Origin of the sequence: Methanobrevibacter sp., from assembly GCF_017447225.1 — an archaeon.
Lineage (GTDB): Archaea > Methanobacteriota > Methanobacteria > Methanobacteriales > Methanobacteriaceae > Methanocatella.
In genome coordinates this window covers 1-24,478 of record NZ_JAFSNZ010000042.1, presented here as the reverse complement: position 1 = coordinate 24,478, position 24,478 = coordinate 1, and the positions used below count along the sequence as shown (strand labels likewise).

Here is a 24,478-nt window from a genome sequence, read left to right as displayed (position 1 = left end):
ATTATGGATACAGGTATTAAAAATGTAATTTATAATGAATCAGCCTTCCTTAAATGGGAGTATCATTTAGAAGATGATAGAAAAATTACTGGCAGATCTTTAAAAGATTTGAAAAGTAAAATTACTATTTTAGGGTATGAATGGAAAATTACTGATAAAGACCTTGCAGATAAATCAAGCAAGATAGATAAACCTGAATCAGTTAAATTTGATGAAATTATTATTCATGAGAAAAACATTATTCCCAAGAAAATTAAAAATAATCCTCCCTTACAAAAAAATAATTCACATAGAAGAATATTAAGAACTCGAATAGTCAGTGCTCCTAAAACAGATTTTGTTTACAATACTGGTTTTAAAAATGTTAAATTTGATAAATTGGGTAATGTATGGATTTATGATGATGGAAATAAAAAAATTTCTCATAAATATTTATGGAAATTGGAAGATACTGTTTTAAATCAAAATTTAGAATGGATTATCACTGATAAAAAAGTTTCCCAAGAGTTTAAACATAAAGAATGTGAATTAATACTTTCATTTTCTTTACCTCGTTTTTACAAGTTTTTAAAAGATAATTATGAATCAATTTTAAAATCCCATAAATTAAATTTAATAATTGAGAAATATGAAATTCAAAACAAAGGTACAGGCATACTTTTTGTAACACCAATAATAAATGAAACAGGTAATAATTGGAGATATAAAAATTTTGAAGATGATTCATGGATATATTCATCATCATTATCAGATTTGGAAGAAACAATTAAAGATAATAATTTGATTTGGAAGATTATTGATAATCAATTATATAAAAAATCATTGAAGATAGATAAAGAATTAACTAAAAAATTAATCCAGGAAATTGATATTCAAAAAAAGATTACTCAAACTGGATTATTTAGGGTATCATTAAATAATGAATGGGAATATAATTATTCCAAAGGCTCTGAAAATAATTTTACCATTAAAAGAAGATCAATCCCTCTATTAAAAAAAGAAGTTTTGAACTTGAATTTACCATGGATTATTTTAAATCAAGATTTGTTTAACAAAACTGAAATGAAAGATAAAGAATTAGCAATAAAATATGATGAAAGAAAGAAACTAATGGAAAAACAAGAAAAACTTGAAAGAATAGAAAAACTTGATAAAATAAATGAAGTTATTAATGAAAAATATGAGATTAAACCAAAAAAACTAGATAAAATGTTTAGGTAATTCCTGTCTTTTTGTTATTAATACGAAGTAATTATTCATCTATTGTCAAAGTTGTGGAGTAAATTTAGTAAAAGGAAACTGTAAGGATGATAATTTTACTCGTTGAAATTTATTCGATGAATGTGGTTTTAAAAAATTAATTATGGTGAATTAAATGAATTATAAATTAACAATAGGAATATTACTGGCTATACTAATTGTTTTAATCATTGGTATTATGTCTGCAATCCCAAATATGCAAAAACAAGAAACTAAACTGGTAATGGAAAGTAGCACTTCCTTATCAGAAAATGAATCAATGTCTATTAAATTAACAGATTTGAATGAAAATCCTGTTTCTAATTCTTCAATAGTTGTAATGTTTAAAGATCAAAACGGTGATGTAATTAATAAATCCGGACAGACGGATAACAATGGATTATGTGATATATCATTAAATGGATTAACTCCTGGAAATTACACAGTAACTGTAATTTTTGATGGTAATGATAAATTAAAAAATTCATCTTTGTTAACCAATTTGGAAATCAAACAGAAAGTTGTCGAAGTTCAAAAATCAGTATCAACTTCAACTTCATCTTCAAGCGATTCCATAGGTCCGGAAGTTGATTCCGGAGGTATTACCAGAGAGCAGGCAGAATATTATGGTTGGACATACACGCCAGAGCATGGCGGTCATTATATTGGCTCTCATGATGCTTGGGATGAGGAAGCTGGAGTTTATCATGATTAACAAATTTAATATAGTTTTAATCACAATATATCATTGAAGAATTTAGTCTCTAATGAAAAATGAGGTTTGAAATATAACTGTTGGGATTTTATTTAATATAAAATCTTTAGGTGTGATTTAATGGATGCAAGATACTGTTCACAGTGCGGTGAAAAATTAGAAAATAATTCCAATTTCTGCACTTCATGTGGATTTAAAGTAAGTGAAAATGAAAATGAAACAAAATTCTGTCATAACTGTGGCAAAAAGATTGATGCAAATGCAGAAATATGTCCAAAATGTGGGGTAAGACTGGAGAATCCTCTCATTAACACAGCTTCAGATGTGTTAGATAGGGGTAAAGTTGAAGTCAGTAGCTTTTTTGATGGATTAAACAGATTTATTCATTCAAAAAACTTTATAATTTTGGTTTTGGCTTTTGTCCTTCTTTGCCTGATTGTAGCTTCACCAAGCATCATCAAATTTATAACTCCTTATAAGGAAGTTGACAGCAGTTATATTGCAAACCCTGTTGCCCATGAGAAGGTAAAGTTCACAGGTGAATATATTGGTACAACTGACTGGAATTTACCCTATTTTTTTTATTATTCATCATATGATTATGATGTTATCCGTGTTGGTGATCAGTATCTCTTCTTACAGGGAAATCCATCTTCTCATGATTTAGCTGGTTATGAAGGCCATACCGTATATCTGGAAGGTGAATTTGCAAACACAGAAAAATCAACTGAGCCGACACAAATCGGTGATGTTGTTGGTGGATGGTTTTCAGCACATAAGATAAAGGTCATCGATTAATATGAGCAGAAAACTTATTTTTGCAGTTATTTGTATTGCAGTCATTGTTTTAGGCATTTTTGTCTTTGACATAAACTTTCAAAGTGAAACAGATATTGTTAACAATACGACTAATTCAAGTGTTAACATTACCAACTGGACTCTAGATGAAAGTGATGAACCTACACAGTCCCAGCAAAGCTCCCAAAGTGTAAATGAAGATCCTGAATACAACTCTGATGAATATATCCAAAGGTGGGATGAGTCACAGCAGGGTGGTGACAGTTGGGCATACACTCATTCACAGCCTACCATGACTGATGATGATGGCCACAGCTACAAAAGAATGTACAACCCGGATACTGGTGAAATCTATTGGGGGTCTTTGGGTTAATATGATGGAAAAATAATTTATAATAAATAAGATAATAATTAAAAGAGGTGTAATTATCAGCTTTTTACCTTTTATAGCTGCAGGAATTGCAGGCATGGCACAGATTGAACAAGAAGCAATTAATTTAAACAACCGTGGAGTTGAGCTTTCCCAAATTGGAAACTTCAAGGAAGCACTGGAATGCTTTAGCCAAGCACATAATTTAGTTCCCGATGATCCGACAATCAAAAATAATATCCAGTTATGCTTAGATGCATTGGAAAGTGAGTGATTTTAATGACGTTGGCCAATTACTTTAGAGAGATTTTAGACACTTATCCTTTAGAAAGGACAAAAGAATTCAAAAGAAGCGATTTTGCCCAGAAATTCAGCAAAAATACGCCAAAAGAATTCCCGAGTTTAAAGGATTTTTCCGTTAAGGCATCCTGCGGTAAAAATAATTGGGCTTTAAATCCCTGGATCAGCATAACTCATGATTCCTTTGATTCCTCCCAGGAATCACTTCAAATTGAGTACAGCTTTGACTGTGAAAATTGTGAAGTTCACCTTTCTCTTGTTCCAAGGCTTGAAATTTACTCTGAGTATACATCATTCGAATTGGAACTGATAAGTATTCTAAAGACCATTGATTTAAATGATTTTACGCTTAATTATTATGATGATTCATATTCAATAATTGATAAAAAATATAGCTATGACGAATTAGATGACACTAAACTCACAACCGATTTGGACTTTCTGGTTTCAATATATGCCAGACTTCAAAAAGAATTCACACGTTTCATTAAAATTCAAAAGGGTGAAGCCGTAATTTTTGCCCAAAGGCCTTTAATGGACATGGAATATCGTCATGAACGGGCATTTTACAGCAGGGGCATTGAATCATCATTTAATGTTAAAGACATTGAATTTTCATATCCAATAGAAAACACTCATGAAAACAGCATCAATTCCGCAGAGGAGCTTTTCACGGATGAAAACATTGAAAAAATCATAAGATGCGATATCACAATCACAGATTATAAAAATATCCTTGATAACATCACTCAGTCAAGCCAGCTGCTTTTAATCAATGCGATTAAGATTAATTCAATAAATCTAAACCAGATAAAGACAAAGGATAAGGTTCTGCTTTTCGCAAAGTCATTTGCAGATATCACATATAAATCAAGGGGAAGGCTTCTTGGATCATATGCATTCAACAAAATCAAGATTGATGACCGGCTGGCGAGTCCTCTTATCATCACCTCAATCATCCATGAGCTGACACATTTCATTGTCGAGAAAATCTTAAAGGAAATCCTTATGAAAATCCTTGACACAGATGACACTCCGCTCATTTCAAGTTATATAAAGATGCTTCTGGAGGATGATTTGAACTATCTTATGGATGAGTTCTGCGCCCATACTGTCGAGGGAAGATTTGCCCTTTTCGGTTTTCAGGACTACTCATCATTCAACTACAAGCTTGATGAGATATCACACTTATATTCAAAAGAGGATATTGACTATTGCCTGCTCATAGCTAATACCCTTGCCTATGACATCAATGATATTTTTGAGAAGTTCATCGACGAGGACTTAAGGGAAGATATCAAGGATGAGTTCCTTTCACTGAATATGGCACCGAACTATGAGCAGTTAGACCTTGAAATCGATTCTAGGCTTGATGATGATAATCTCATTGAAGCCTTTGGAATTGTTCTGACATCAGGCATTGGTGAAACCTTAAGCAACCCTCAAAAGCTTGAAAGGTATATGGCTAAGTTTTCACGAAAAAATTAATCAGGAGCGATTAAAAATGGAATATAATAAGATAATCATAATACTGCTTGTAATAATCATTATTCTTGCAGCTGCAATTGGAGTTACATTATTAAACCCTGCAGATACAAAAGATCCCGTTAAAGTTATAATTACAAGTGAAAGTGAACAGAATGAGGGTGGAAAGTTATCTCTCCTTTTAACCGATTTGAATAATACAGCATTGTCAAACGAGGCGGTAAATATTACTGTTACAGATTCCGCCGGCAAAGTGGTCATGGAAAAAATTGCCCGGACAAATTCAAACGGCGAATCCACTATCGGTTTGGATTTAAGCCCCGGCGAGTATAATGTCAGTGTTGTTTACAGCGGAAGTGAGAAATACGGTGAAAGTCACGCGCAGCAGAAACTGACCATCAATCAGGAAGTTGTCGCAACAGTATCATCAGACACTTCCCAGTCTTCATCTACAATGTATGACATCAACAATCTGCCTCCGTCCAATGATCCATATCCTGAAACGAACAGATATTACCTTGACCAGTATACGGTCAAACAGGAATATGAGGACGGCTACATGAGGACTGTTGATATAAGAACCGGTGAAATACACAGTCTTGGATTCAAATAGGTTCAAGATATTTTTCACTTCTTTTTTTATTTTTTAAACTGTTTTTAAGTGTCTACATAATTATTGGACCAATTTCTGTTATTTTTGATGAATTTTTTAACACAACATTTCAATAAGAAAAGCAGACTTAATACATTCGTAACACACTCGTAACATACTCGTAACACACTCGTAGCATACCCTTAACAAACTCGTAACACACTCGTAACAAATTCGTAGCATACTCTTAACATACCCTTAACATACCATTAACATAGTCTTAACATACTCATAGCATATTCTTAACATAATCTTAACAAATTCGAAATTTTTTTTAAAAATATTACTGTTCACATGCTCTCGCACAATCACCTTAAATATCAAAGTTCAAAATTATAATTAGGTGATTGTCATGAGAAGTGGCGTTTTAAATGTTTATCATAGAAAAACATATTCGAAAAAGTCATATTGGCTTTACAAATTTGAGGAAACAGAAATAACAGATTCAGAACTTTTTTCTTTGGAAAAAAAGGTCAAAGAGCTGAATCTTCCATGGGTTATCCTTAAGGATTCGTTGTATGAGTCAAACATTTCTAATGATTTGGCTCATGATGAAGGGTTCTCGCTTATGGACGACTGCATAATCTGACATTTTTTCTTATTTTTTTTAAATGCTTGTAGTGTTGTGAGTTAATTGCGAAAGATATATTTAATCTGTAATACAAATCAGAAAAATAACTAAAATTCTCATATTTGATAATTGAAGGAAGATTTAAATGATTATTGAAAAAAAGCCATCATCCAAAAAGATTGAAGAAAAAGATATCATTTCATTAATAAAAGTAAAACTCCCATATGACAGCGTTGAGATTAAAAAAAGAGGATCAAAAGGATTGAAATGGTGATAACTTGATTTTTGCAGATGCATCATATATTATTGCATTAATAGTTGAGAAAGATTAATGGCATGATAATGCAGTAAAATTATTGGATAAATTAAAATCATTATATACAGCACAGAATTTTCCTTCAAAAAGTTCAAAAAGCCGAGTCTTTTCGCTTCATACTTCCCATCCAGCGGAAACGGAACTATTACTGTACTGCCGATTCCTACTCACACTTCAGTGGCTAATGTGACTGGTGTAAGGGGTGAAAACGTAACTATTCCGATTAATGTGACTGCAGATGATAACAAACCAGTTAACGGTAATGTGACTATTACATTGCCTGATGGTTCTAATCAGACTGTTGAAATCGTTAACGGTACTGGAAATGCTACTTGGCTAGTTCCAGAAGATTACGTTCCACAATATAACGATACAGTTACCTTCCCTGGAAATGAGACTTACTTGCCTTCCAATGGTACAGGTATTATTATTGTAATTCCAATTCCTACACATGTAAGCATTGAAAACGTTACAACTTATCCTGGAGAAAATGTTACTATTCCTGTTAATGTAACAGCTGATGACAATAAACCGTTTAATGGTAATGTGACTATTACTTTACCTGATGGTTCCAATCAGACTGTTGAAATCATTAACGGAACGGGAAATATCACCTGGACAATTCCAGAGGATTACACTCCAGATGAGTACAATGACACAATCAATGTTATCGGTGATGATATGTACTTGCCTTCCAATGGAACAGGTACAATTACTGTATTGCAGATTCCAACCCATATCAGTGTTGGAAACATTACAACCTATCCGGATACGGATATTACTATTCCGATTAATGTGACTGCAGATGATAACAAACCGTTTAATGGTAATGTGACTATTACTTTACCTGATGGTTCCAATCAGACTGTTGAAATCATTAACGGTTCTGGTAATGTTTCATGGCATGTTCCTGCTGATTACACACCTGATGTCTACAATGACGCCGTAAGATTTGCAGGTAATGATAAATACTTGCCTTCCGAAGGCGTCGGCACTGTTACTGTTATTAAGATTCCTGTAGATATTACTGTTGGTAATGTTACTGCTAAGCCTGATGACAATGTAACTATTCCAATTAAGGTTGTTCCTCGTGACGGATCTGTATTTAACGGAAACGTTACTGTCGAATTGCCTGACGGAACTAAAAAGACTGTTGAAATCATCAACGGTGAAGGCAGTGTTGACTGGACAATTCCTATGGATTATGACGGCAACTATGATGTTAAAGTCTCATTCAACGGAACCAATCGTTATTATCCATCTAACGGAACAGGCATTATTACAGTTATTCCTGATATAGTGCCTCCTGTTGCGGATGAAAACAAAACAGTCCAAAAACCTGTTGACATTGCAAGTGATGATAAGACTACCGGTAATCCGATATTGGTACTTCTTGCAGTTTTAGCACTTTTAGGTATAAACATTAGAAGAAGAAAATAAAATTTAAACACTTTTAGGAGTTTTTTAAACTCCTCTTTTTTTATATTAGTAATTAAATATGTCTTTTTAATATTTTCACACAGTTGCATTTTATAATTTATTTTCAAAAATTATTATTACGATTTTACAAATCTGGAATTTACTTGTAGTGTTGAGAATACAAGGTTTTATATATTGCTTGTACTATTTTCAGTACAAGTATTTATATATTACTTGTAGTCATATTAATACATGAGAAGAAAGGTGAAAAACATGAACACTAGAGAAGATTATTTAACTTATATCATAAAACAGATTAACACGACCCCATACATCGCCGATGACTTTCTAAAAAATGACAATGAAAAGTTTCTATACCGCAATGCATTCACTAACATAAAAAACAATCTGGATGATTTTTTAGGAGGATATAGAGAAAACAGACTCATGATAATGCCCGGACTGAGAGGAACAGGAAAAAGCACACTGCTCTTTCAGGCATATGAATATCTGATTGAAAAGGGAATTGACAAAAACAGAATCCTCTACCTTTCTTTGGACCAGCTGAAATCATTCAAAAAATCAGACATTTCGAATCTGGTTGATATCTTTGTTGAAGATATACACCACAGGTATCTTGCAACATTGGATGAGGAGATTTTCCTTTTAGTTGATGAGGCTCAGGAAGATAAATACTGGTCAAAGACAGTAAAGGCAATATATGACCAGTCAAAGAAAGTTTTCATGATTTTTACAGGATCAAACGCATTGGATTTAGAGATTAATCTTAATTCAGTCAGAAGAACAATGTTTGAGAGAATATATCCAATGAACTTTCAGGAATATCTTTACCTGAAATATGGGATTGCCGATATCAATATTTCATCTGATTTGATTGATTTGTTCTTAACCGGAAATATTGAAAATGCATCAAAAAAAGAAACAAATCTAATTACATCAGCTTCTGTTTTAAAAAAGCCTTTGATGAAAGAATTTGAATACTTCCTCTTATACGGAGGATTTCCATTATCTTTGAACCTGAGTGAGATTAATACCCATAGAAAGATTTATGAACTCATTGAAAGGGTAGTTGAAAATGACGTAAGGCATTACAAGGCATACAACGGGAATACAAAACAGATTATATTCAACATATTGTCATTTATGGCAACCCAAAAGCCCGGAGGCTTATCCGTTAACAATCTGTCAAAGGATATAGGCTCTTCAAGATCTAACATAACAGAACTGCTGAATATTCTGGAAAAGACTCATCTGATTTTCCATATAAAGCCTTACGGAGGAGCATCTAAAATGATAAGAAGCCCAAGCAAGTATTATTTCTTATCACCTACACTCAATGCAAGCATCAATTTCACTCTAGGAAAGCATAATCCGAACAATAGAGATTATCTTGGAGTTTTAGCTGAAACCTATGTAGCATCCACATTTTTCAGATTGAAAAACACTATCTCAAAGCCGCATGGCATCTTTGCACCGACAGGAAAAGGAATGGCAGACTTTATCCTAACTACCTTTGAAGGAAACAGAGTGGCTGTTGAGGTAGGCATTGGCAACAAGGACAAAAGTCAGGTGAAAAAATCAATGAACAAATACGGCTGTGATTATGGAATCGTCATTTCATCAACAACAAATCTTATAAAAAAGGATGGCGATGTTATATTTTTACCATTAACTACTTTTTCGTTAATGTAGTGTGCATCAATTATTGGTATTTGTTAACATTATATAATTGTGCAATAGCTTTTTAACAATGTAAAACCAATATTATCAATATGGCTCGAAAATGTAAAAATTGCGGTGAAATCATAAGTGACGATTCGCTTTTCTGCTCCAAATGCGGAAGTTATATCAAAAGATCAAGGGTTGAAAAGTCCTATCCTGTCAAATGGATTGCTGTGGCGGTCTTATGCATATTTCTTATTGTCTTGGCAGGTTTTATGCTTTCAGCCAATGACACCAAGACTGCAACTTCACTTGTCATGATTTCCTCTTCACAGTTTGAATATTCAGACACTTTCAGCGTACAGCTGACAGATGAAGCCGGAAACAATTTATCTGACAAGTTCATAACTGTCGCCATCAACGACAATACATATACATTAAAGACTGACAGCAACGGAACCGCAAGCATCAATTTAACTTTAGCTGACGGATCATATACCGTAAACTCCGATTTCGGGGGTGATGATGTATATGGCGAGTCACATTCATCAGATGTTGTAGTGGTGTAAATGGAGTTTGTATTAAACAATATCAAGTATCAGATTTCGGATATGGAGGTTTTTGTGGCCTATCTGCTTGTTGACAAGTATTTCGAAAGCTCCAAATATGATGTTCATTTTGATTTTCTTGATGATTATAAAAAGGAGCTGAGCTTTGAGGATTTGACTGAAGGCGCTAAGTTAATAAACGAGCTTAAGGTTAACTTCATCAATCCCAACTTCAGAATCGCACAGCATCTGAACGGCAATTTCATGATTTCATACCAGTCAGTAAGCTTTAAAAACATATTTATGGCGGAGGCCATAGGCGTTTTGATAGCCCTGAACGCCCTCATTGAGCTTAAACCCGCAATTGCATTGGCTGACATCAAACTGGAAGTTGACAATTTCATCGAAACCCAAAGGAAAAAGTTCATAACCAGATGATTATATAATTAATATCAGGGGAGATTATAAAATGAGTGAGACTAATTTTACACCGATTACACTGGACTTTATTGAAGAGATTAACACTACCTTGAAAAGTCCGGGTTCAAATTACAAGCTGAAAAATGATGAACTGACAAAAGAGACATTCGAAAACGAGGAAAATATTGAACTGATACAGTATGTGGGGGATGAAGAGATAAATCTGGCCTTTGAAACCAGATTCAAAGACGGTACTTATTATATTTCTTCAGCTTTTGATATCATTTCAGGCGATTTGATGGATGGGCGTGAGGCAAGAGACATTTTCCAGTCAGTCAACATGTATTTCAGAAACGTCATAGCAAATCCTGGAAAGGATTACGCTGAGGAGAAGGAATCCTTGATTAATTTCTTAATATTAAGTGATGAAAAGTATGACAGGGACACTCTTGAAGCACAGTTAAACGAGAAAAAAATCACTGATGATTATAATAATGATTATGAAAGGATTTATTCACAGGATGACATGACTGATATCCAGAAGTCTCTGGCCTTAAAGGAGCTTGTTCACATGGCAATCTGTGAAGTGATTAATGACATTGATTTGTTCTTTACAAGGCCTTATGATTTGTCTCCTGCCGAAGAACAGGAGAAAAACCGTCAGGAAGCCAAGGCTTTGGAAAATGAGTTGCAGCTGTACTGACTCATTTTATCGTAATTTTTAAATAATTAATATTGTATAATTATTTAATAGAATTAATGAAATTTAATCAATGTCTAATTGTCCCAACATGTTCAATCATGTTGTAGACATTGATTTTAACTATTTTTTTCAAAATTTTACTGAATGATTTAAAGTATACTTTTTTTAAAAATGAATACAAACATTTATATACTATAAACTCCTACATTTAATTGTGTACACAAATTTGAAAAATGTAAACTTAAAGGAGTTTTATATATGAATGATAAAGACCCGAAAGAATTCAGATTTGGAAATGACAAATTCGGAGGATCATACAGGCCGGGCGAATTTGAATTTAAATTCCCCGATGAACTTACCCGTGAAGAATTTGAAGAAATGTTTCGTGAAAGAATCGAATCACTTCACAAGTTAGGACGTGAGTTCATGCCCTTCGAAGAAGAAGTCAAAACAAAAAAAGAAAAACTCAAACCTCTAAGCATCCGTGTAAAAGCACATACCAAGGAATTTTTCAAAAACAATTCCATCTTAAGTGCACGTGAGGTTTTGGAGTTATATGAAAACTTCAACAATGGAAGTGAAGCCTTCATCAATTCTCTTCTGGAAGATGAAAAGCAGTTGGAACAGCAACTGGCAGAAATCCAGGAAAAACTGCACAATGCAAAATTATTCAAGGAAAAACTCAATGACCTGGATCTTGAACCTATCGAAAAGACAGATGATGAAATCATTTCATCCCTGGAAGAGAAATATGCTAACGCCCAAATCAAGGTGGCTGGTGGTGCAGATGAAATCATAGCTGATATCGAGCTTTACAGCACCAAAAGCGTTGTAATGCCTGAAGCAAATTACATGCTAATTACTGCTTCAAACGATATCATACCGGTAGTATACTACTTTGCTAAAGACCTGGCTGAAGATGACGTTGTTGATATATTGGCTAAGGTCAAAAAGCACTGTGATGAAGCAGAAATTGAAAATTCTTTTTTTGAAGATGATGGTGAATAGCTCACCATCCTTTAAACCTTTTGTATAGAATATTTATATACCTGCTTTTCCCATAATATACACAAGGTGATTAAACTGACAATAGCTAAACGAATTCTTCCAATATTATTGATTTTTCTTTTGATTATTCCAATGGCTTCAGCGGAAAATGTTACAATCAAGGGAGTGGACTTTGAAATACCCTCACAGTATGAGCACGGCACCCTTAAGGAGTCATCATATGTATATCAAAGCGGACTTACATTCAGAATATTGTCTCTGGATTATGACAAAAACCTCAAAATCAACTATGGTGACGATATCATCAATGCAAATTCCGCAGAATATGCAAACATCGCCGGCCATGATGCAGTGGTAATTTATAAGACCTATGAGTCAAAAGACTACACTACAGTCTATTTTGCAACAGGAAACACAATATTTCTAATCTGTTTTAATGACACCTACGTCAATGATGATATCACAAATCTCATTGCAGGCACTCCGGCACAGACAATGTCAACAGATGAGTTTTCATCAAAACTTAACGAAGCTTTGAATGACTATAAGGATCAGCTTGCCCAGGAGGAAGCCCAAATAGAATATGAGGAGTATCAAAAATCATCCAGACCGACACACAGATATTTCTTCTTCTGGCTCTAATACTGTTCAAATGCTCTCGGACATTTTATTTATATTTATAACTTCAAAATATCACTTGAGGTTTTCAAAATGTTCGATGAGATTATTGAAGAATTCAGAGAAAAACAGGAAATTATAATACCCTTAACAGACCCGGACTGCATAGTAACAGCGCTTTTGTTTGAAAGGTTGTGTTAGGATAATTGATCTCTACCTGAGTAAATTATTAATACTCAAACCGTCACCATACTTCAAAGTACTGCTTGACAAGTTAATCAAAGAACTTAAATGTTATGGCTATCCTGCTGTTGAGCTGGCAGACATCATATCTATATGCATCATATTGGATTACCTGTTAAGTGATGAAAATTTAACAAAAACATACCGACACTATATCAGAAAGGCTCTTTTTGTCATAAATGAGATTTTAGGCGACGGACTTTACATAAAAATAGAGCCTAAAATTATTTCAATAGAACAAGAGTTCTACAAAAACATCGCACCCTGCGAAAAGCAGTTCAGCGACAGACTCAGCGAAGAGATTAGAAAACTAATCATTTAAAAGTTTTCAAGCATTAACTTAACATTATTCACATAATTTCTAAAATACTATTATAAACATTTAATAATTTATCAATGTCTAAATATGAACAAATCATTTAGTAAATTATATATGTAAATGTTCATAAAAATAATATTATGTGTTTGTGAGGTTTGTTAAATGTATAAAAAATTGTTCATGAATTGGATGCTTTCATCGTATTCTCTTGAGAGAATGTTTGAGGCATTGCAAATCAAATTACCTAAAATGAAACGAAAGACGGAATTTCTTGATTACACTATTTTTTATGAAAGCAAACCCTATGCATGTATACCTCATATTGCTGTCACTAGACATATAAAACCAAACTCTTTTTTAAATAAAAATATTCAAATGGTGATTTTAAAATGGATATGAAAAAATTATTGGCACTATTTATAGTTCTTATCGCTGTAGTTAGTTGCTTAAACGTAGTTAGTGCAGGTATCTTCGACTTTTTAGGAGGAGGAGAACCTGAAGTGGTTAATGAAACATACACATTTGACGGATTTACACTTGATTTTCCTGCAAACGCATCAGTCGTAAACTTCACAACAAGCGAAGACGGATACAGCATGAACTCATACATCGTAAGTACCGATGCCATGAGTTTCTTTGTAGACATTTCAACCGGTTCCCAGCTTGTTGACAGCGCATCAGAATACGCACGTAACTGGGTTAACAATGACGGTGCTACATTAGGTGGAGAATACGGTAACTGGACCATTATCGATTTAAGCACTGTAACATCAGATACTGACGATAATGAAACCATGACAGGCTACATTTTAGCTTACCATGACGGAACTAAACTCATAAGTCTCCAGGGTGAAGACTTACAGGAACTTAAAGCTATAGCAGATACATATAAACCTGCTTAAGCCAAACAATATGATGCTGTTAATTAAACATTAACAGCATTTTTTTTTAAAATTCGGGAATAAAACTTTCAAAAAACAGGAGATTCATATGAATAAAAAACTAATTTTCACAATTCTCGTGATATTCATCATTTCAATGGGATGTGTATCTGCAAGCGATGATATCAACGCTACAGATTCCGTTGCAGTTGCCAATGATGATACTGTAGGATATGATTTAACAGGAGACTTTATAGAACTGCAGGAACTAATTGATGATGCAAGTCCCGGAGACAACATCACATTAACCAAAAACTATGTGGGAAGCGGCGAAATGCAGATAGATAAGGCTCTCACCATTTACGGTAACGGCCATTATATCGATGCATCAGACATGTCCAGAATATTCTGGGTACGTGAAGACGACGTAATCCTGGCCGGACTAACATTCAAAAACGGAAATGTTGTAAATTTAGATGATGATACTGTCGGCGGAGCAATATATGCCAGCGGAGCACTTGGAATCATAAACTGTGAATTCATAAACAACAAGGCAGAATACGGTGGAGCGATATATGCAAATAAGGAACTGATCATATATTATACGAATTTCACAGAAAATGAAGCAACAGATGGGGGCGGAGCGATATATGCTGAAGAAAATACCACAATATTATATCAGTGTGAATTCAGCGAAAACACCGCCAATTACGGTGGAGCAATAGTTTCATCCCGTGGAGCTGTGCTTAACGTTGCAAACTCAAAATTTACAGACAATTCCGCTGAAGAATACGGTGGCGCAATATTTGCAACAAACGATTTCAAATCAATAAACAACATTTATACATCAGCCAATGCCAATATGGAATTCATCGACTATTATGATGATAATGATGAGACTGACGGAACACTATATCTTGAAAACAATACCATGACATCTTCATATCCATGGAAAATCTGGTTTGAAGGCGACACTCCAATATCATCCACTGTTATTTTGGTATTTGTAAATGCAACTGCAGAAAATGGTGATTCAGTTACAATAGCTGCCTTTGCAGATGATTCAGGTAACACCATCAGAGCAGATGACATTAATTATGAAATATATGACAGCGCAAACACTTTAGCCGCAAGCGGAGAACTCTATTACAATTCTGAAAAGTACGGATACATTTATGATGTGGCTCTTGCAAACGGAACATACACCATCACAGGAAGCCCATCTGCTGAAATTGCAGGTGACTGCAGAGTACTTTCCGGAAAACTGACTGTTGGAAAAACAAAAAGCGACCGCATAAACGCACCTGATTTGACAAAATACTTTGGAAACTCACAGCCTCTTACAATTACAGTAACTGACGGCAACGGAAACCCAGTCAAAGATGCTGAAGTATCAATCACCCTTAACGGAAGGCCATATAAAAGAACAACCGACAGCAGCGGAACTGCAACAATGAACATCAACCTCGGTGCCGGCGAATACGATGCGGTAATCGAATATGACGGCGAAAAAACCATATCAAAAATCACAATACTTTCCACAATCAAAGGCAGTGACGTAACAAAAATGTTTAGAAACGCAACTCAATACTACGTCGAATGCCGTGATTCCAACGGAGTACTGATGAAAAACGCTGCAATCGAGTTCAACATCAACGGGGTCTTCTACACAAGATACAGCGACGACAACGGTATGACAAGAATGAACATCAATCTCAGTCCTGGCGAATATATCATAACAGGCAGAAACCCTCAGACCAACCAGCAAAGCTCAAACACAATTAAGGTACTGCCTACTGTTGTGGAAAACCACGACCTGACTAAATACTTCAAAAACGCTTCCCAATACTACGTAAGACTATTGGATGCTCAGGGAAATCCTGTGGGTGCTAACGTTTCAGTTGAATTCAACATCAACGGAGTATTCTACACAAGATTTTCAGATGCATCAGGTTATGTGAAAATGAACATCAATCTCGCTCCGGGAGACTATATCATAACTGCAAACTACAACGGATTTTTAACCTCAAACAATATTCATGTGCTTAACATCCTCTTCGGAGAAGATGTCAACATGGATTATCAGGACGGATCCAAATATGAAGTGAAACTGCTTGACGGACAAGGAAACCCTTATCCTAACCAGAACGTTTCCCTAAACATCAACGGAGTGCTCTATCAAAGGACAACTGATTCTCAGGGTATTGCAAGATTAAACATTAATCTGCGTCCGGGAACATATATCATAACCGCAATGTACAACGGATTGGGCCGTGCAAATACAATAAACATCAAAGCTTTAATCAACACATATGACTGTGGAAACGGCCATAAACTCTCAGTTCCTAGTGATGTGAATGTAGAGGAAGGCCAAAATCAGGATCTAGCATTAAGAGGATTTTTCATCACATATTCTGATGGACAAGCAGAGCTTGACGTACAGTATGACTATTCAAACTATGATTCAAGTGCAGTAAACGAAGCCCTGAACTACTACATAAGCTACGGTGCAAGAAGCCAGGGATCATACCGTGGATGGGCAATACTCAACATGGGCAGCCTGACTTCAGACGGATTCCCACAGTATACCTTATGGTACGCTGACGGATACCTCTACAGCATCTACTGTGATGACTTAAACTTAGGTAAACGTGTAGTTGAAAGCTTCAGCTAGTTATTAAATCCCCCTCATGGGGATTTTATTCATTTTTTTAATATAAAATAAATACTTCTTTTAACAAACTTAAAATCATCTAATAACAGTAGGTTAAAATTATGAACAGAAAACTGATAATTTTAATTTCCATGGTCATTTTCATGATTTCACTTACAGCGGTATCTGCAGGTGAAGATGTAAATGAAACCCTGGAAATTACTGATGATACAAATTTAAGCGCAAGTCCCGGAACGTTCACGGAACTTCAAAGTAAAATTAATCAGGCAAGAGAAGGCTCAACAATAACTCTGGATAAGGATTACTCCTATTCCGAATCATCGACTTTGGGAGTAACAATCACAAAATCAATTACAATTAACGGGAACGGACACACTCTGGACGGAATCGGAAAGTCCCCAATACTCATTATAGATACAAATATGTATAAGACATACAATTTCAACAACATCAATTTCATCAACGGATACACTACAGGTTATATAAATGGATATTTGGTTCCTGGAGGCGCAGCAGTCTCCTGTCATGCAATTGAATCCACATATAACTTCAACTACTGCAACTTCATTAACAATATTGCTCCTGACTGTGAAGGCGGTGCGATTTTCGGTGAGGTTGCAAACTTGAACTACTGCATTTTCCAGAATAACCATGCATCAATTGAAGGAGGAGCTGTATCGCTTAGTGGAGGAAATGTAAACAATTGCGTTTTTGAAAACAATCATGCTACTGGTGTAGATTCATCAGGCGGTGCAATTTCTATTGAAAACATGTATGCATGTACTATCTCCCAATCAAGATTCATAGGCAATTCTGCTGATCGGGGCGGAGCGATATTTGCACTGACTGCAACAGGTTATCCTTATACTTCACCAGTCATCTCCAATAATTATTTTGAAAAGAATAGGGCTTCACAGGGCGGTGCTGTATATTTCGGAGGATTTGAAGATGAATCAGATATGAAATTTGAGATAAAAAATTGTAATTTCGTTGAAAACTCCCTCACTGATTTGAATGAGGGTATGGGTGCTGCAATCTACGGATATATGCATTTGGACATTGACCATTGTGATTTCACAAACAACATAGTCGGAAATAACGCTGCCATAGCTGATGCGAAAAGCATTACAAACTGTAATTTCAACTCCAATAATGATGGCTTTTTTGTTAGTGTGGCGCCTGAAACAATCATGAAAAATAATGTGATGAATGCAAACAACAGATATGATATCGAAATTTTAGGTAGTCCTTCAGAGGTTAAATTCGATTTAAATCTGGTATTTGCCAACAGTGTTGTTGTGCCGAACACAAAAATAGAGCTATGCCAGTTCATTGACGGTGAAGGACACACTGTATTTTTCAAATGGTTCAATTCAATTAATGTAAAATTCACAAACAGGGATACCAGACAAATCACAACAGAAAATGTATGGTGTGATGACAATTCAAAAGGTTTCTATTACAATTGCAGTCTGGGTGAAGGAGTATATGACGTTACATGCAATGAAAATCTGAACAGGGTCAAAATCAATGATGGGGTTCTTACAGTTGACGCAAACACTGATTTCACTTTAACAGCACAGAACCTGACCAAGTACTACAGAAGTCCGGATAAATTTGCAGTAACATTAATCAACGGAAACAACAGGCTGATTCCTGGTGCATCAGTTGAAATTGAAATAAACGGCCAGAAATACTACAGGACAACAGACAAAAATGGTGTTGCTTCAATGAACATCAATCTGGCTAAAGGTAATTATACGGCCAAATGTTCATACGGCAATGCCGAGTGTAATGCTAAAATCACTGTTTTAACCACATTACTGGGTGATGATTTAACTAAATACTTTAGAAATTCAAGCCAGTACTATATTGACTGTTTAGATACCAACGGAAATAAGATTGCAAGCGGTAACATAGAATTCAATATAAACGGAGTATTCTATACAAGAGCAATCACCAACGGTGTTGCACGAATGAACATCAACCTTGCACCTGGAGAATACATTATCACAGCAAGAAATCTCATTAACAATGAACAGCATTCAAACACGATTAAAGTCCTGACCACAATTGTGGAAAACAATGATTTGACAAAATATTACAAAAACGATTCACAGTACTCTATCAGAATACTTGACGCTCAGGGAAACCCTGTCGCAAAAGGAGTTGACGTAACCTTCAACATCAACGGAGTATTCTACACAAGATCATCCAATGAATCCGGACACGTTAAGCTGAACATCAACCTTGCACCGGGACAATACATAATAACTGCCAATTATAATGGCCTGATGGCATCAAACAACATTAATGTATTATCCATTCTTGAGGGGCATGATGTGAATATGGATTATCGTGACGGAACAAGATATGAAGTAAAACTTCTTGACGGTATGGGAAATCCTAATCCAGGCAAAAACGTGACCTTAAACATCAATGGAGTATTCTACACAAGGGCAACGGACAGTGAAGGTGTAGCCGGGCTGAACATAAACCTTATGGGCGGAAGTTATATTATCACTGCATCATATAACGGACAAAGCATTGCAAACAGCATCGTAATCTCTATGCCTAAATTCTATGACTGCGGAAATGGCCACACACTTGAACTTTCAAAATCAGCGAATGTTAAAAGCTCACAGAACAGATATGATATTGCATACAGGGACGGAAATGCATCACTGTCTTTCGGGGATTATTCCGGTTTGGATTTGTCAGATTACCTTGTGATGAGATATGACTTCAACTATATGTATCTGGACTCCTATGGGCAATGGTCATGCATTCAGCTGACTATGCATGAAGACCCGGTTTATGTATTGTTATATCAGGATGGATATATTTATGAGATAATCTCTGATGATTTAAACATTGCAAAGCGTGTTGCCGGTTCATTCAGATAATTTCAATTCCCCTTAACCGGGGATTTTTTTACTTTTATACATTACATGCCATTCATTTAAAAACACTTTTTTTAAATACATATCATTTTAAATAGATTACTGATTGATTATATTAATAGTTTTCATAATAACCTAATAAAATATAATAGCTAAATGATGAATTATATATAGCAGGATTTAGATAATATAACATGAAATGTATCGTGAAGAAATAAATCTCGAAGAAACTCACATCAGATTAACGAGCGATCTGAACAATCATGACCTTAAAAGATATATCTATAGGATAAGGTCCGATTTGAAAAGATACATTGTGAAAAATCCGGATTTCAAGATATCTCTGGAGCCTATAAAAACAGCAGATGATGACTTGCCGCTAATTATTAAAAGAATGTGTGAATCATCACTTTGCGCCGATGTGGGGCCGATGGCCACGGTAGCAGGAACAATATCTGAATTGTGCCTGAATTACCTCATTGAAAATGGAACTGTTTATTCCATTGTGGAAAATGGCGGTGATATTGCCATGATTAATGACAGAAAAGTATTGTGCGGAATATACTCAAACAATGAGATTCTTAAAAATGAAATAGCTTTCCGTATAAAAGCCCGCAAAAAGCCCCTTGGAATATGCACATCATCAGGAAAAATAGGTCATTCAATAAGCTTCGGTGAGGCAGAAAGCGTCACAGTAATATCAAAAAGCCCTTCTGTTGCTGACGGTCTTGCCACAAGAATAGCCAATGATGTATATGGCAAGTCCTCGCAGGACAGGGTATCCAACGGCCTTGAAACTGCGGAAAACTACAGGCAATATTTTGACGGAGTGCTGATAATATCTGCGGATAATGTTGGTACTGTAGGCAGATTGCCAAAAATAGTTGAAACATCAGAATTTGATTTTAAAATTTAAAAAAATGAAAAAAAGATTAAGATTAATCTATTTTCCATTCAATATTTTTTCAACACTTATTCCAAATTTTTCAGATAATTCTTCTGCAGTATAGTTATTATCCGAATCATTGGCTAAACCATTCAAAATTATTAATTTTCCTTCTTCTATTCCTTCTTTCATCACTTCATTCGTAACTCTTTCGGTTATCTCTTTTGTTAGTTCTCTTGTTATTTCTCTTGTTAGTTCAATTCTCATATTATCATAGACCAAATTTCTTTCTCCTGATATTTGATTCAATCCAATCATCCCCTCTAATCTGTTTATATCATCAATTGATTTTGCATATTTGTGTATCATGCACTGCATCGAGTATATTAATTCTTTTTTAACTGAAAAATCTTCCATTTTTATATATGTTAAAATTTCACAGATTTTTTCTACAATGATGTCTTGGCTGTCTGAAAAACATCTTGGCAAATTAATTAACTCAAGACCTTCAATATTGGTGAATGTTTCTTGTTTTCTAGCTTTATCAAGAATCCTATTTAATCGTTTCCATGAATCTGCGGAAGCTAAGGATATGATTATCTGTCTTGTAATATCCGTTTGTGAAAAGTGTAACTGCCTACTGCATTTTTCTAATGGATAGGAGTTACAATAACACTAATCACAGGTTTTTTTTGTAGCATAGGATATATTGATTTTGTATCTGTGAATTTTTCTGAGTGTATTGTCATTCACTTTCGAAGATTCATCTTCAAGATCAATAATTTGTATTGTTCCATCTTCCATTTTCACACGAATAACAACGTCGGCTATGGATTTTGTTCCATCGACATCAGGATATTCGTTAGGTTCACAATTAATGAATTCTCCAGGTAACTGGTAGAATTCATGACTGATTTTGCCCAGATATGCAAAATTTCTTTTGATGAAAATATCCATGGGATTTTTCATACGTTTTTTACTTGCCAATTTTTTCTCCTTTTCCGGAAAAAATTTTTTTAGTGTATACCAGTTTTTCTTATATACAAAGTCATATATAAGTTAATTAGTATTTTTTCATACAATATAACCTTTAAATTAAAAAATAACCTCTTTAAAGCAATATTATAATCAAAAAGTAATTTACCTGAGATTTTTACAATAATCATTATTTCATCATATATGATTGTGAATCCCTGAAAATATCTGTAGAAAATGTTAAAATGATATATGGCATATATTTCCCATTATCTTCAAAAATGATACAAAAATTACGGATTTATTTTTTTAAATTGTGTGGTGTGAAATTCCCGTCTAAAAATATAAGCAAAAACCCGGATTTTAAAAAATACTCATTTAGGACAATATTGCCCTCATCATATTTCTATTTATATCTGATTTGATAAATAATAAAATATGGATAATAAAATTTTAATCATTCTGGCTGTTCTTGCAGTGATATGCTTTGGGATATTCTTTTTCCAGATGGGCCATGACATAACTACAACAATAGTGTTCAATGAAACTGAAATTCCCGAAAACGGAACTGCAGTAGGTTTTCTGATGGATTCCTATGGAAGGGGAGTTGCCAACCAGACTGTTTTCTACCATCAGGCAGGAGACGATGAGGGAGTTATGGTTAATGTCACAACAGACAGCGAAGGCATATTTAAGATTACTGACATGAAATACCTTCCCGAAAGCGGCAGCAAAAACTATTACGGAGACATCATGTTTGAGGGATATGGAGAATACAGAGGATGCATTTATGAGTATAACCTGACTGTTGTCCATTGAATATTAAGTCGATGGTTGTAACTTGTAAGTTCACTTTTTATTGAAAATCGCTAAGGTTGTAACCTGTAAGTTACAGCATCATATTAATAGGTCAAAAATCAAAAATATCATTAGGGAGATTATTATGAAAGACATATTCGATGAGTGTGAATTCGGCAACTTGAAGCTTAAAAGCCGCATTGTAAGAACAGGCCTGTGGGAATCACAAAAGGAAATGGGAAACCTCTCACCGGAAATATTTTTAAGGTATGAAAGGCTTGCCCAGAACCATGTGGGATTAATCACAACAGAGCTTATTTCAATCTATCCTCATGACCGCTTCAGCGACTATTCACATTCCATAAACAGCACTGCATTCATTAAGGAATTCAACTACCTAACCGGCATTGTGCACCAGTACGACGTTCCTATTCTTGCCCAGCTGGGCTTTGTCAACTGCAACGTAAACGGACGCCACAACATCAGCGTTAATGACCTGACAATCGAAGACATAAGACAAATCCAGTCAGACTATATCGTTGCGGCCAAAAAGGCATCACTTGCAGGTTTTGACGGAATCCAGATCAATATGGGAAACAACTACTTTTTCGCTAAAGTAATTGATCCAAGTGAAAACAAAAGAAAGGACGACTATGGTGGAGACACATTCAAAAGGGCGAAAATGATTCTTGAATTAATTAAAGTCCTTAAAGATAATGGTGATTTGCATATCAGCTGCAGAATAAATGCAAACGGCGAGGAGACGTTAAAGATTGCAGAACTTCTTGAAAAGGTAGGTGCAGACAGCATTCAGATTACAAAGCCGTCATCCCCTCAGTACTTCACAAAGGATTCTGAAAACAAAAATATCCTCTTTGACATTGCCGATGAGATTGCATCCAAAGTTAATATTCCGGTCATTCTTGGAGGAGGATTATCTGATATGGCCTCAATCAATGAATTGATAAACAGCACCAATATTGATTTTGTATCCATGCAGCGTCCGTTTGTATATAATCCGACCTTTTTAAGCGAATGGGCTGATGGTCGTGAAGTCGAATCATTATGCAGGACATGCAACAACTGCTACTGGAAAAAGACAAGCACGTGCCATATTGTCCATGATGAAGAATAATTTAACAAAAAGAGAGTAAATCATAATAGTTAGAATCAGAGAGATTCTAACTATATTATTATATAAATAATTCTGTGATAGAACTTATTTTATTATAAGGTATTAATAATATTTAATATTATTCTAATTATTTTTATTCAACAATTTATAAAGAAGAACAATTTTTATACTAAAAAAGAAGATTCAATCTTAAAATAAGTTAAAATCTATTTGATTCTAACTGTTTTATATGAGTTTCGCGATACAAATGTTTATTATTATATTTTAGTAGTATTTAATGATAATTATTAAACAAGTTAAGTTTAAGTGATTTATATCATCTATCTTTTTTAATCGAATGTAGTGATGCTAATAAAGTCAAATCTTAATACTGAACCTGCAATGCTTATCACTAGTAAAAAATAAGTATTTATTTATGATGGTTTTTTTAAAACATTCAAAACATAAGAAACTTGAACCTCTCCGCTCATGACACGGGGATTCGCATACCTAAAAAAAATATTTTGTATTATTTTTTAGGATAATTTTACTGCACCGGCGCACCGACGGCTAAATCTTTTTAATCCTTCGTTAAAGATGTTGATTGCTGCATTGACATCACGATCATGGTATGTTCCGCATTCGGGACATTTCCAGTTTCTTTTGTTTAAGTTTTGTGGGCCTTTTAGTTTTGTGTTTTTGTATCCGCATTTGCTGCATTTTTGTGTTGTGGGAATATTGGCGGGTATTTTTTCGAAGTCTATGTTGTTCCATTGTGCTTTGTATTGGATTTTGTCCATGAATTTTCTGGGTGAGTTTAATTGTATTTTCCTACTCAAG

27 protein-coding genes are annotated in these 24,478 nt (G+C 34.6%); 24 read left to right on the top strand and 3 right to left on the bottom strand.

Annotated elements, in window-relative coordinates:
• Positions 1 to 3: 3 nt before the first annotated feature.
• The 21 genes from IJQ68_RS04245 (at position 4) to IJQ68_RS04145 (ending at position 20,781) form a co-directional block, all read left to right on the top strand.
• Positions 4 to 1,221: a hypothetical protein gene (locus tag IJQ68_RS04245; RefSeq protein ID WP_292797384.1), complete on the top strand. Its 1,218-nt coding sequence runs from the start codon at positions 4 to 6 to the stop codon at positions 1,219 to 1,221.
• 154 nt (positions 1,222 to 1,375) lie between these two features.
• Positions 1,376 to 1,954: an Ig-like domain-containing protein gene (locus IJQ68_RS04240; RefSeq protein ID WP_292797382.1), complete on the top strand. Its 579-nt coding sequence runs from the start codon at positions 1,376 to 1,378 to the stop codon at positions 1,952 to 1,954.
• Between the two features lie 120 nt (positions 1,955 to 2,074).
• The gene (locus IJQ68_RS04235) at positions 2,075 to 2,752 is read left to right on the top strand and encodes a zinc ribbon domain-containing protein (RefSeq protein ID WP_292797380.1); all 678 of its coding nucleotides are present in this window, start codon (positions 2,075 to 2,077) and stop codon (positions 2,750 to 2,752) included.
• Position 2,753: 1 nt separating this feature from the next.
• Positions 2,754 to 3,125 (top strand): hypothetical protein, encoded by a 372-nt coding sequence (locus IJQ68_RS04230; RefSeq protein ID WP_292797377.1) that lies wholly within the window; start codon positions 2,754 to 2,756, stop codon positions 3,123 to 3,125.
• 94 nt (positions 3,126 to 3,219) lie between these two features.
• Entirely contained in the window at positions 3,220 to 3,396 is a 177-nt protein-coding gene (locus IJQ68_RS04225) for a tetratricopeptide repeat protein (protein ID WP_292797375.1), read from the top strand.
• 5 nt (positions 3,397 to 3,401) lie between these two features.
• Positions 3,402 to 4,910 carry an MrcB family domain-containing protein gene (locus IJQ68_RS04220; protein WP_292797404.1) on the top strand — a complete coding sequence of 503 codons (1,509 nt, stop codon included), beginning with the start codon at positions 3,402 to 3,404 and terminating at the stop codon, positions 4,908 to 4,910.
• 16 nt (positions 4,911 to 4,926) lie between these two features.
• Complete coding sequence (locus IJQ68_RS04215; RefSeq protein WP_292797373.1) at positions 4,927 to 5,520, top strand: carboxypeptidase-like regulatory domain-containing protein; 594 nt, start codon at positions 4,927 to 4,929, stop codon at positions 5,518 to 5,520.
• Positions 5,521 to 5,911: 391 nt separating this feature from the next.
• The gene (locus tag IJQ68_RS04210; protein ID WP_292797371.1) at positions 5,912 to 6,148 is read left to right on the top strand and encodes a hypothetical protein; all 237 of its coding nucleotides are present in this window, start codon (positions 5,912 to 5,914) and stop codon (positions 6,146 to 6,148) included.
• Between the two features lie 127 nt (positions 6,149 to 6,275).
• Positions 6,276 to 6,404, top strand: coding sequence for a hypothetical protein (locus tag IJQ68_RS04205; protein ID WP_292797369.1), 129 nt, complete (start codon positions 6,276 to 6,278; stop codon positions 6,402 to 6,404).
• Positions 6,405 to 6,632: 228 nt separating this feature from the next.
• Complete coding sequence (locus tag IJQ68_RS04200) at positions 6,633 to 7,886, top strand: Ig-like domain-containing protein (protein WP_292797367.1); 1,254 nt, start codon at positions 6,633 to 6,635, stop codon at positions 7,884 to 7,886.
• Positions 7,887 to 8,138: 252 nt separating this feature from the next.
• Positions 8,139 to 9,578, top strand: coding sequence for an ATP-binding protein (locus tag IJQ68_RS04195; protein WP_292797365.1), 1,440 nt, complete (start codon positions 8,139 to 8,141; stop codon positions 9,576 to 9,578).
• Between the two features lie 80 nt (positions 9,579 to 9,658).
• Positions 9,659 to 10,117, top strand: coding sequence for a DUF2116 family Zn-ribbon domain-containing protein (locus IJQ68_RS04190; RefSeq protein WP_292797362.1), 459 nt, complete (start codon positions 9,659 to 9,661; stop codon positions 10,115 to 10,117).
• A complete protein-coding gene (locus IJQ68_RS04185) occupies positions 10,118 to 10,534 on the top strand; it encodes a hypothetical protein (protein WP_292797360.1) in 417 nt (138 codons plus the stop codon).
• A 31-nt stretch (positions 10,535 to 10,565) separates the two neighbouring features.
• Entirely contained in the window at positions 10,566 to 11,219 is a 654-nt protein-coding gene (locus IJQ68_RS04180) for a hypothetical protein (protein WP_292797358.1), read from the top strand.
• 258 nt (positions 11,220 to 11,477) lie between these two features.
• Positions 11,478 to 12,227, top strand: a complete 750-nt coding sequence (locus IJQ68_RS04175; protein WP_292797356.1) for a hypothetical protein — start codon at positions 11,478 to 11,480, stop codon at positions 12,225 to 12,227.
• 66 nt (positions 12,228 to 12,293) lie between these two features.
• Entirely contained in the window at positions 12,294 to 12,869 is a 576-nt protein-coding gene (locus IJQ68_RS04170; protein WP_292797353.1) for a hypothetical protein, read from the top strand.
• Positions 12,870 to 13,029: 160 nt separating this feature from the next.
• Complete coding sequence (locus IJQ68_RS04165; RefSeq protein WP_292797351.1) at positions 13,030 to 13,410, top strand: hypothetical protein; 381 nt, start codon at positions 13,030 to 13,032, stop codon at positions 13,408 to 13,410.
• A 386-nt stretch (positions 13,411 to 13,796) separates the two neighbouring features.
• On the top strand, positions 13,797 to 14,309 hold the full coding sequence (locus IJQ68_RS04160) for a hypothetical protein (RefSeq protein WP_292797348.1): 513 nt from the start codon (positions 13,797 to 13,799) through the stop codon (positions 14,307 to 14,309).
• Positions 14,310 to 14,397: 88 nt separating this feature from the next.
• Positions 14,398 to 16,962 carry a hypothetical protein gene (locus tag IJQ68_RS04155; RefSeq protein ID WP_292797345.1) on the top strand — a complete coding sequence of 855 codons (2,565 nt, stop codon included), beginning with the start codon at positions 14,398 to 14,400 and terminating at the stop codon, positions 16,960 to 16,962.
• 101 nt (positions 16,963 to 17,063) lie between these two features.
• Positions 17,064 to 19,868, top strand: coding sequence for a right-handed parallel beta-helix repeat-containing protein (locus IJQ68_RS04150; protein ID WP_292797342.1), 2,805 nt, complete (start codon positions 17,064 to 17,066; stop codon positions 19,866 to 19,868).
• A 196-nt stretch (positions 19,869 to 20,064) separates the two neighbouring features.
• On the top strand, positions 20,065 to 20,781 hold the full coding sequence (locus IJQ68_RS04145) for a UPF0280 family protein (protein WP_292797340.1): 717 nt from the start codon (positions 20,065 to 20,067) through the stop codon (positions 20,779 to 20,781).
• A gap of 27 nt (positions 20,782 to 20,808) precedes the next feature.
• Here the strand turns inward: IJQ68_RS04145 and IJQ68_RS04140 are convergent, their stop codons facing one another.
• Positions 20,809 to 21,168: a hypothetical protein gene (locus tag IJQ68_RS04140; RefSeq protein ID WP_292797338.1), complete on the bottom strand. Its 360-nt coding sequence runs from the start codon at positions 21,166 to 21,168 to the stop codon at positions 20,809 to 20,811.
• Positions 21,169 to 21,208: 40 nt separating this feature from the next.
• Between IJQ68_RS04140 and IJQ68_RS04135 the strand changes: the two genes are divergently transcribed.
• Positions 21,209 to 21,412 (top strand): hypothetical protein, encoded by a 204-nt coding sequence (locus tag IJQ68_RS04135; protein ID WP_292797335.1) that lies wholly within the window; start codon positions 21,209 to 21,211, stop codon positions 21,410 to 21,412.
• 14 nt (positions 21,413 to 21,426) lie between these two features.
• Here the strand turns inward: IJQ68_RS04135 and IJQ68_RS04130 are convergent, their stop codons facing one another.
• Positions 21,427 to 21,738, bottom strand: a complete 312-nt coding sequence (locus IJQ68_RS04130) for a hypothetical protein (protein ID WP_292797332.1) — start codon at positions 21,736 to 21,738, stop codon at positions 21,427 to 21,429.
• Between the two features lie 426 nt (positions 21,739 to 22,164).
• Between IJQ68_RS04130 and IJQ68_RS04125 the strand changes: the two genes are divergently transcribed.
• Complete coding sequence (locus tag IJQ68_RS04125; protein WP_292797330.1) at positions 22,165 to 22,545, top strand: hypothetical protein; 381 nt, start codon at positions 22,165 to 22,167, stop codon at positions 22,543 to 22,545.
• A gap of 124 nt (positions 22,546 to 22,669) precedes the next feature.
• On the top strand, positions 22,670 to 23,659 hold the full coding sequence (locus tag IJQ68_RS04120; protein ID WP_292797306.1) for a tRNA-dihydrouridine synthase: 990 nt from the start codon (positions 22,670 to 22,672) through the stop codon (positions 23,657 to 23,659).
• A 515-nt stretch (positions 23,660 to 24,174) separates the two neighbouring features.
• On the opposite strand, the gene IJQ68_RS04115 is transcribed toward IJQ68_RS04120, so the two are convergent.
• A partial coding sequence (locus tag IJQ68_RS04115; RefSeq protein ID WP_292797304.1) for a transposase occupies positions 24,175 to 24,478 on the bottom strand: 304 nt, incomplete at its 5' end.

Excerpts from the sequence above, each read along its gene's own strand:
- IJQ68_RS04245 (WP_292797384.1), top strand. The coding sequence starts at position 4 with ATGGATACAGGTATTAAAAATGTAATTTATAATGAATCAGCCTTCCTT.
- IJQ68_RS04240 (WP_292797382.1), top strand. The coding sequence starts at position 1,376 with ATGAATTATAAATTAACAATAGGAATATTACTGGCTATACTAATTGTT.
- IJQ68_RS04235 (WP_292797380.1), top strand. The coding sequence starts at position 2,075 with ATGGATGCAAGATACTGTTCACAGTGCGGTGAAAAATTAGAAAATAAT.
- IJQ68_RS04230 (WP_292797377.1), top strand. The coding sequence starts at position 2,754 with ATGAGCAGAAAACTTATTTTTGCAGTTATTTGTATTGCAGTCATTGTT.
- IJQ68_RS04225 (WP_292797375.1), top strand. The coding sequence starts at position 3,220 with ATGGCACAGATTGAACAAGAAGCAATTAATTTAAACAACCGTGGAGTT.
- IJQ68_RS04220 (WP_292797404.1), top strand. The coding sequence starts at position 3,402 with ATGACGTTGGCCAATTACTTTAGAGAGATTTTAGACACTTATCCTTTA.
- IJQ68_RS04215 (WP_292797373.1), top strand. The coding sequence starts at position 4,927 with ATGGAATATAATAAGATAATCATAATACTGCTTGTAATAATCATTATT.
- IJQ68_RS04210 (WP_292797371.1), top strand. The coding sequence starts at position 5,912 with ATGAGAAGTGGCGTTTTAAATGTTTATCATAGAAAAACATATTCGAAA.
- IJQ68_RS04205 (WP_292797369.1), top strand. The coding sequence starts at position 6,276 with ATGATTATTGAAAAAAAGCCATCATCCAAAAAGATTGAAGAAAAAGAT.
- IJQ68_RS04195 (WP_292797365.1), top strand. The coding sequence starts at position 8,139 with ATGAACACTAGAGAAGATTATTTAACTTATATCATAAAACAGATTAAC.
- IJQ68_RS04190 (WP_292797362.1), top strand. The coding sequence starts at position 9,659 with ATGGCTCGAAAATGTAAAAATTGCGGTGAAATCATAAGTGACGATTCG.
- IJQ68_RS04185 (WP_292797360.1), top strand. The coding sequence starts at position 10,118 with ATGGAGTTTGTATTAAACAATATCAAGTATCAGATTTCGGATATGGAG.
- IJQ68_RS04180 (WP_292797358.1), top strand. The coding sequence starts at position 10,566 with ATGAGTGAGACTAATTTTACACCGATTACACTGGACTTTATTGAAGAG.
- IJQ68_RS04175 (WP_292797356.1), top strand. The coding sequence starts at position 11,478 with ATGAATGATAAAGACCCGAAAGAATTCAGATTTGGAAATGACAAATTC.
- IJQ68_RS04160 (WP_292797348.1), top strand. The coding sequence starts at position 13,797 with ATGGATATGAAAAAATTATTGGCACTATTTATAGTTCTTATCGCTGTA.
- IJQ68_RS04155 (WP_292797345.1), top strand. The coding sequence starts at position 14,398 with ATGAATAAAAAACTAATTTTCACAATTCTCGTGATATTCATCATTTCA.
- IJQ68_RS04150 (WP_292797342.1), top strand. The coding sequence starts at position 17,064 with ATGAACAGAAAACTGATAATTTTAATTTCCATGGTCATTTTCATGATT.
- IJQ68_RS04145 (WP_292797340.1), top strand. The coding sequence starts at position 20,065 with ATGTATCGTGAAGAAATAAATCTCGAAGAAACTCACATCAGATTAACG.
- IJQ68_RS04140 (WP_292797338.1), bottom strand. The coding sequence starts at position 21,168 with ATGGAAGATTTTTCAGTTAAAAAAGAATTAATATACTCGATGCAGTGC.
- IJQ68_RS04135 (WP_292797335.1), top strand. The coding sequence starts at position 21,209 with ATGTCTTGGCTGTCTGAAAAACATCTTGGCAAATTAATTAACTCAAGA.
- IJQ68_RS04125 (WP_292797330.1), top strand. The coding sequence starts at position 22,165 with ATGGATAATAAAATTTTAATCATTCTGGCTGTTCTTGCAGTGATATGC.
- IJQ68_RS04120 (WP_292797306.1), top strand. The coding sequence starts at position 22,670 with ATGAAAGACATATTCGATGAGTGTGAATTCGGCAACTTGAAGCTTAAA.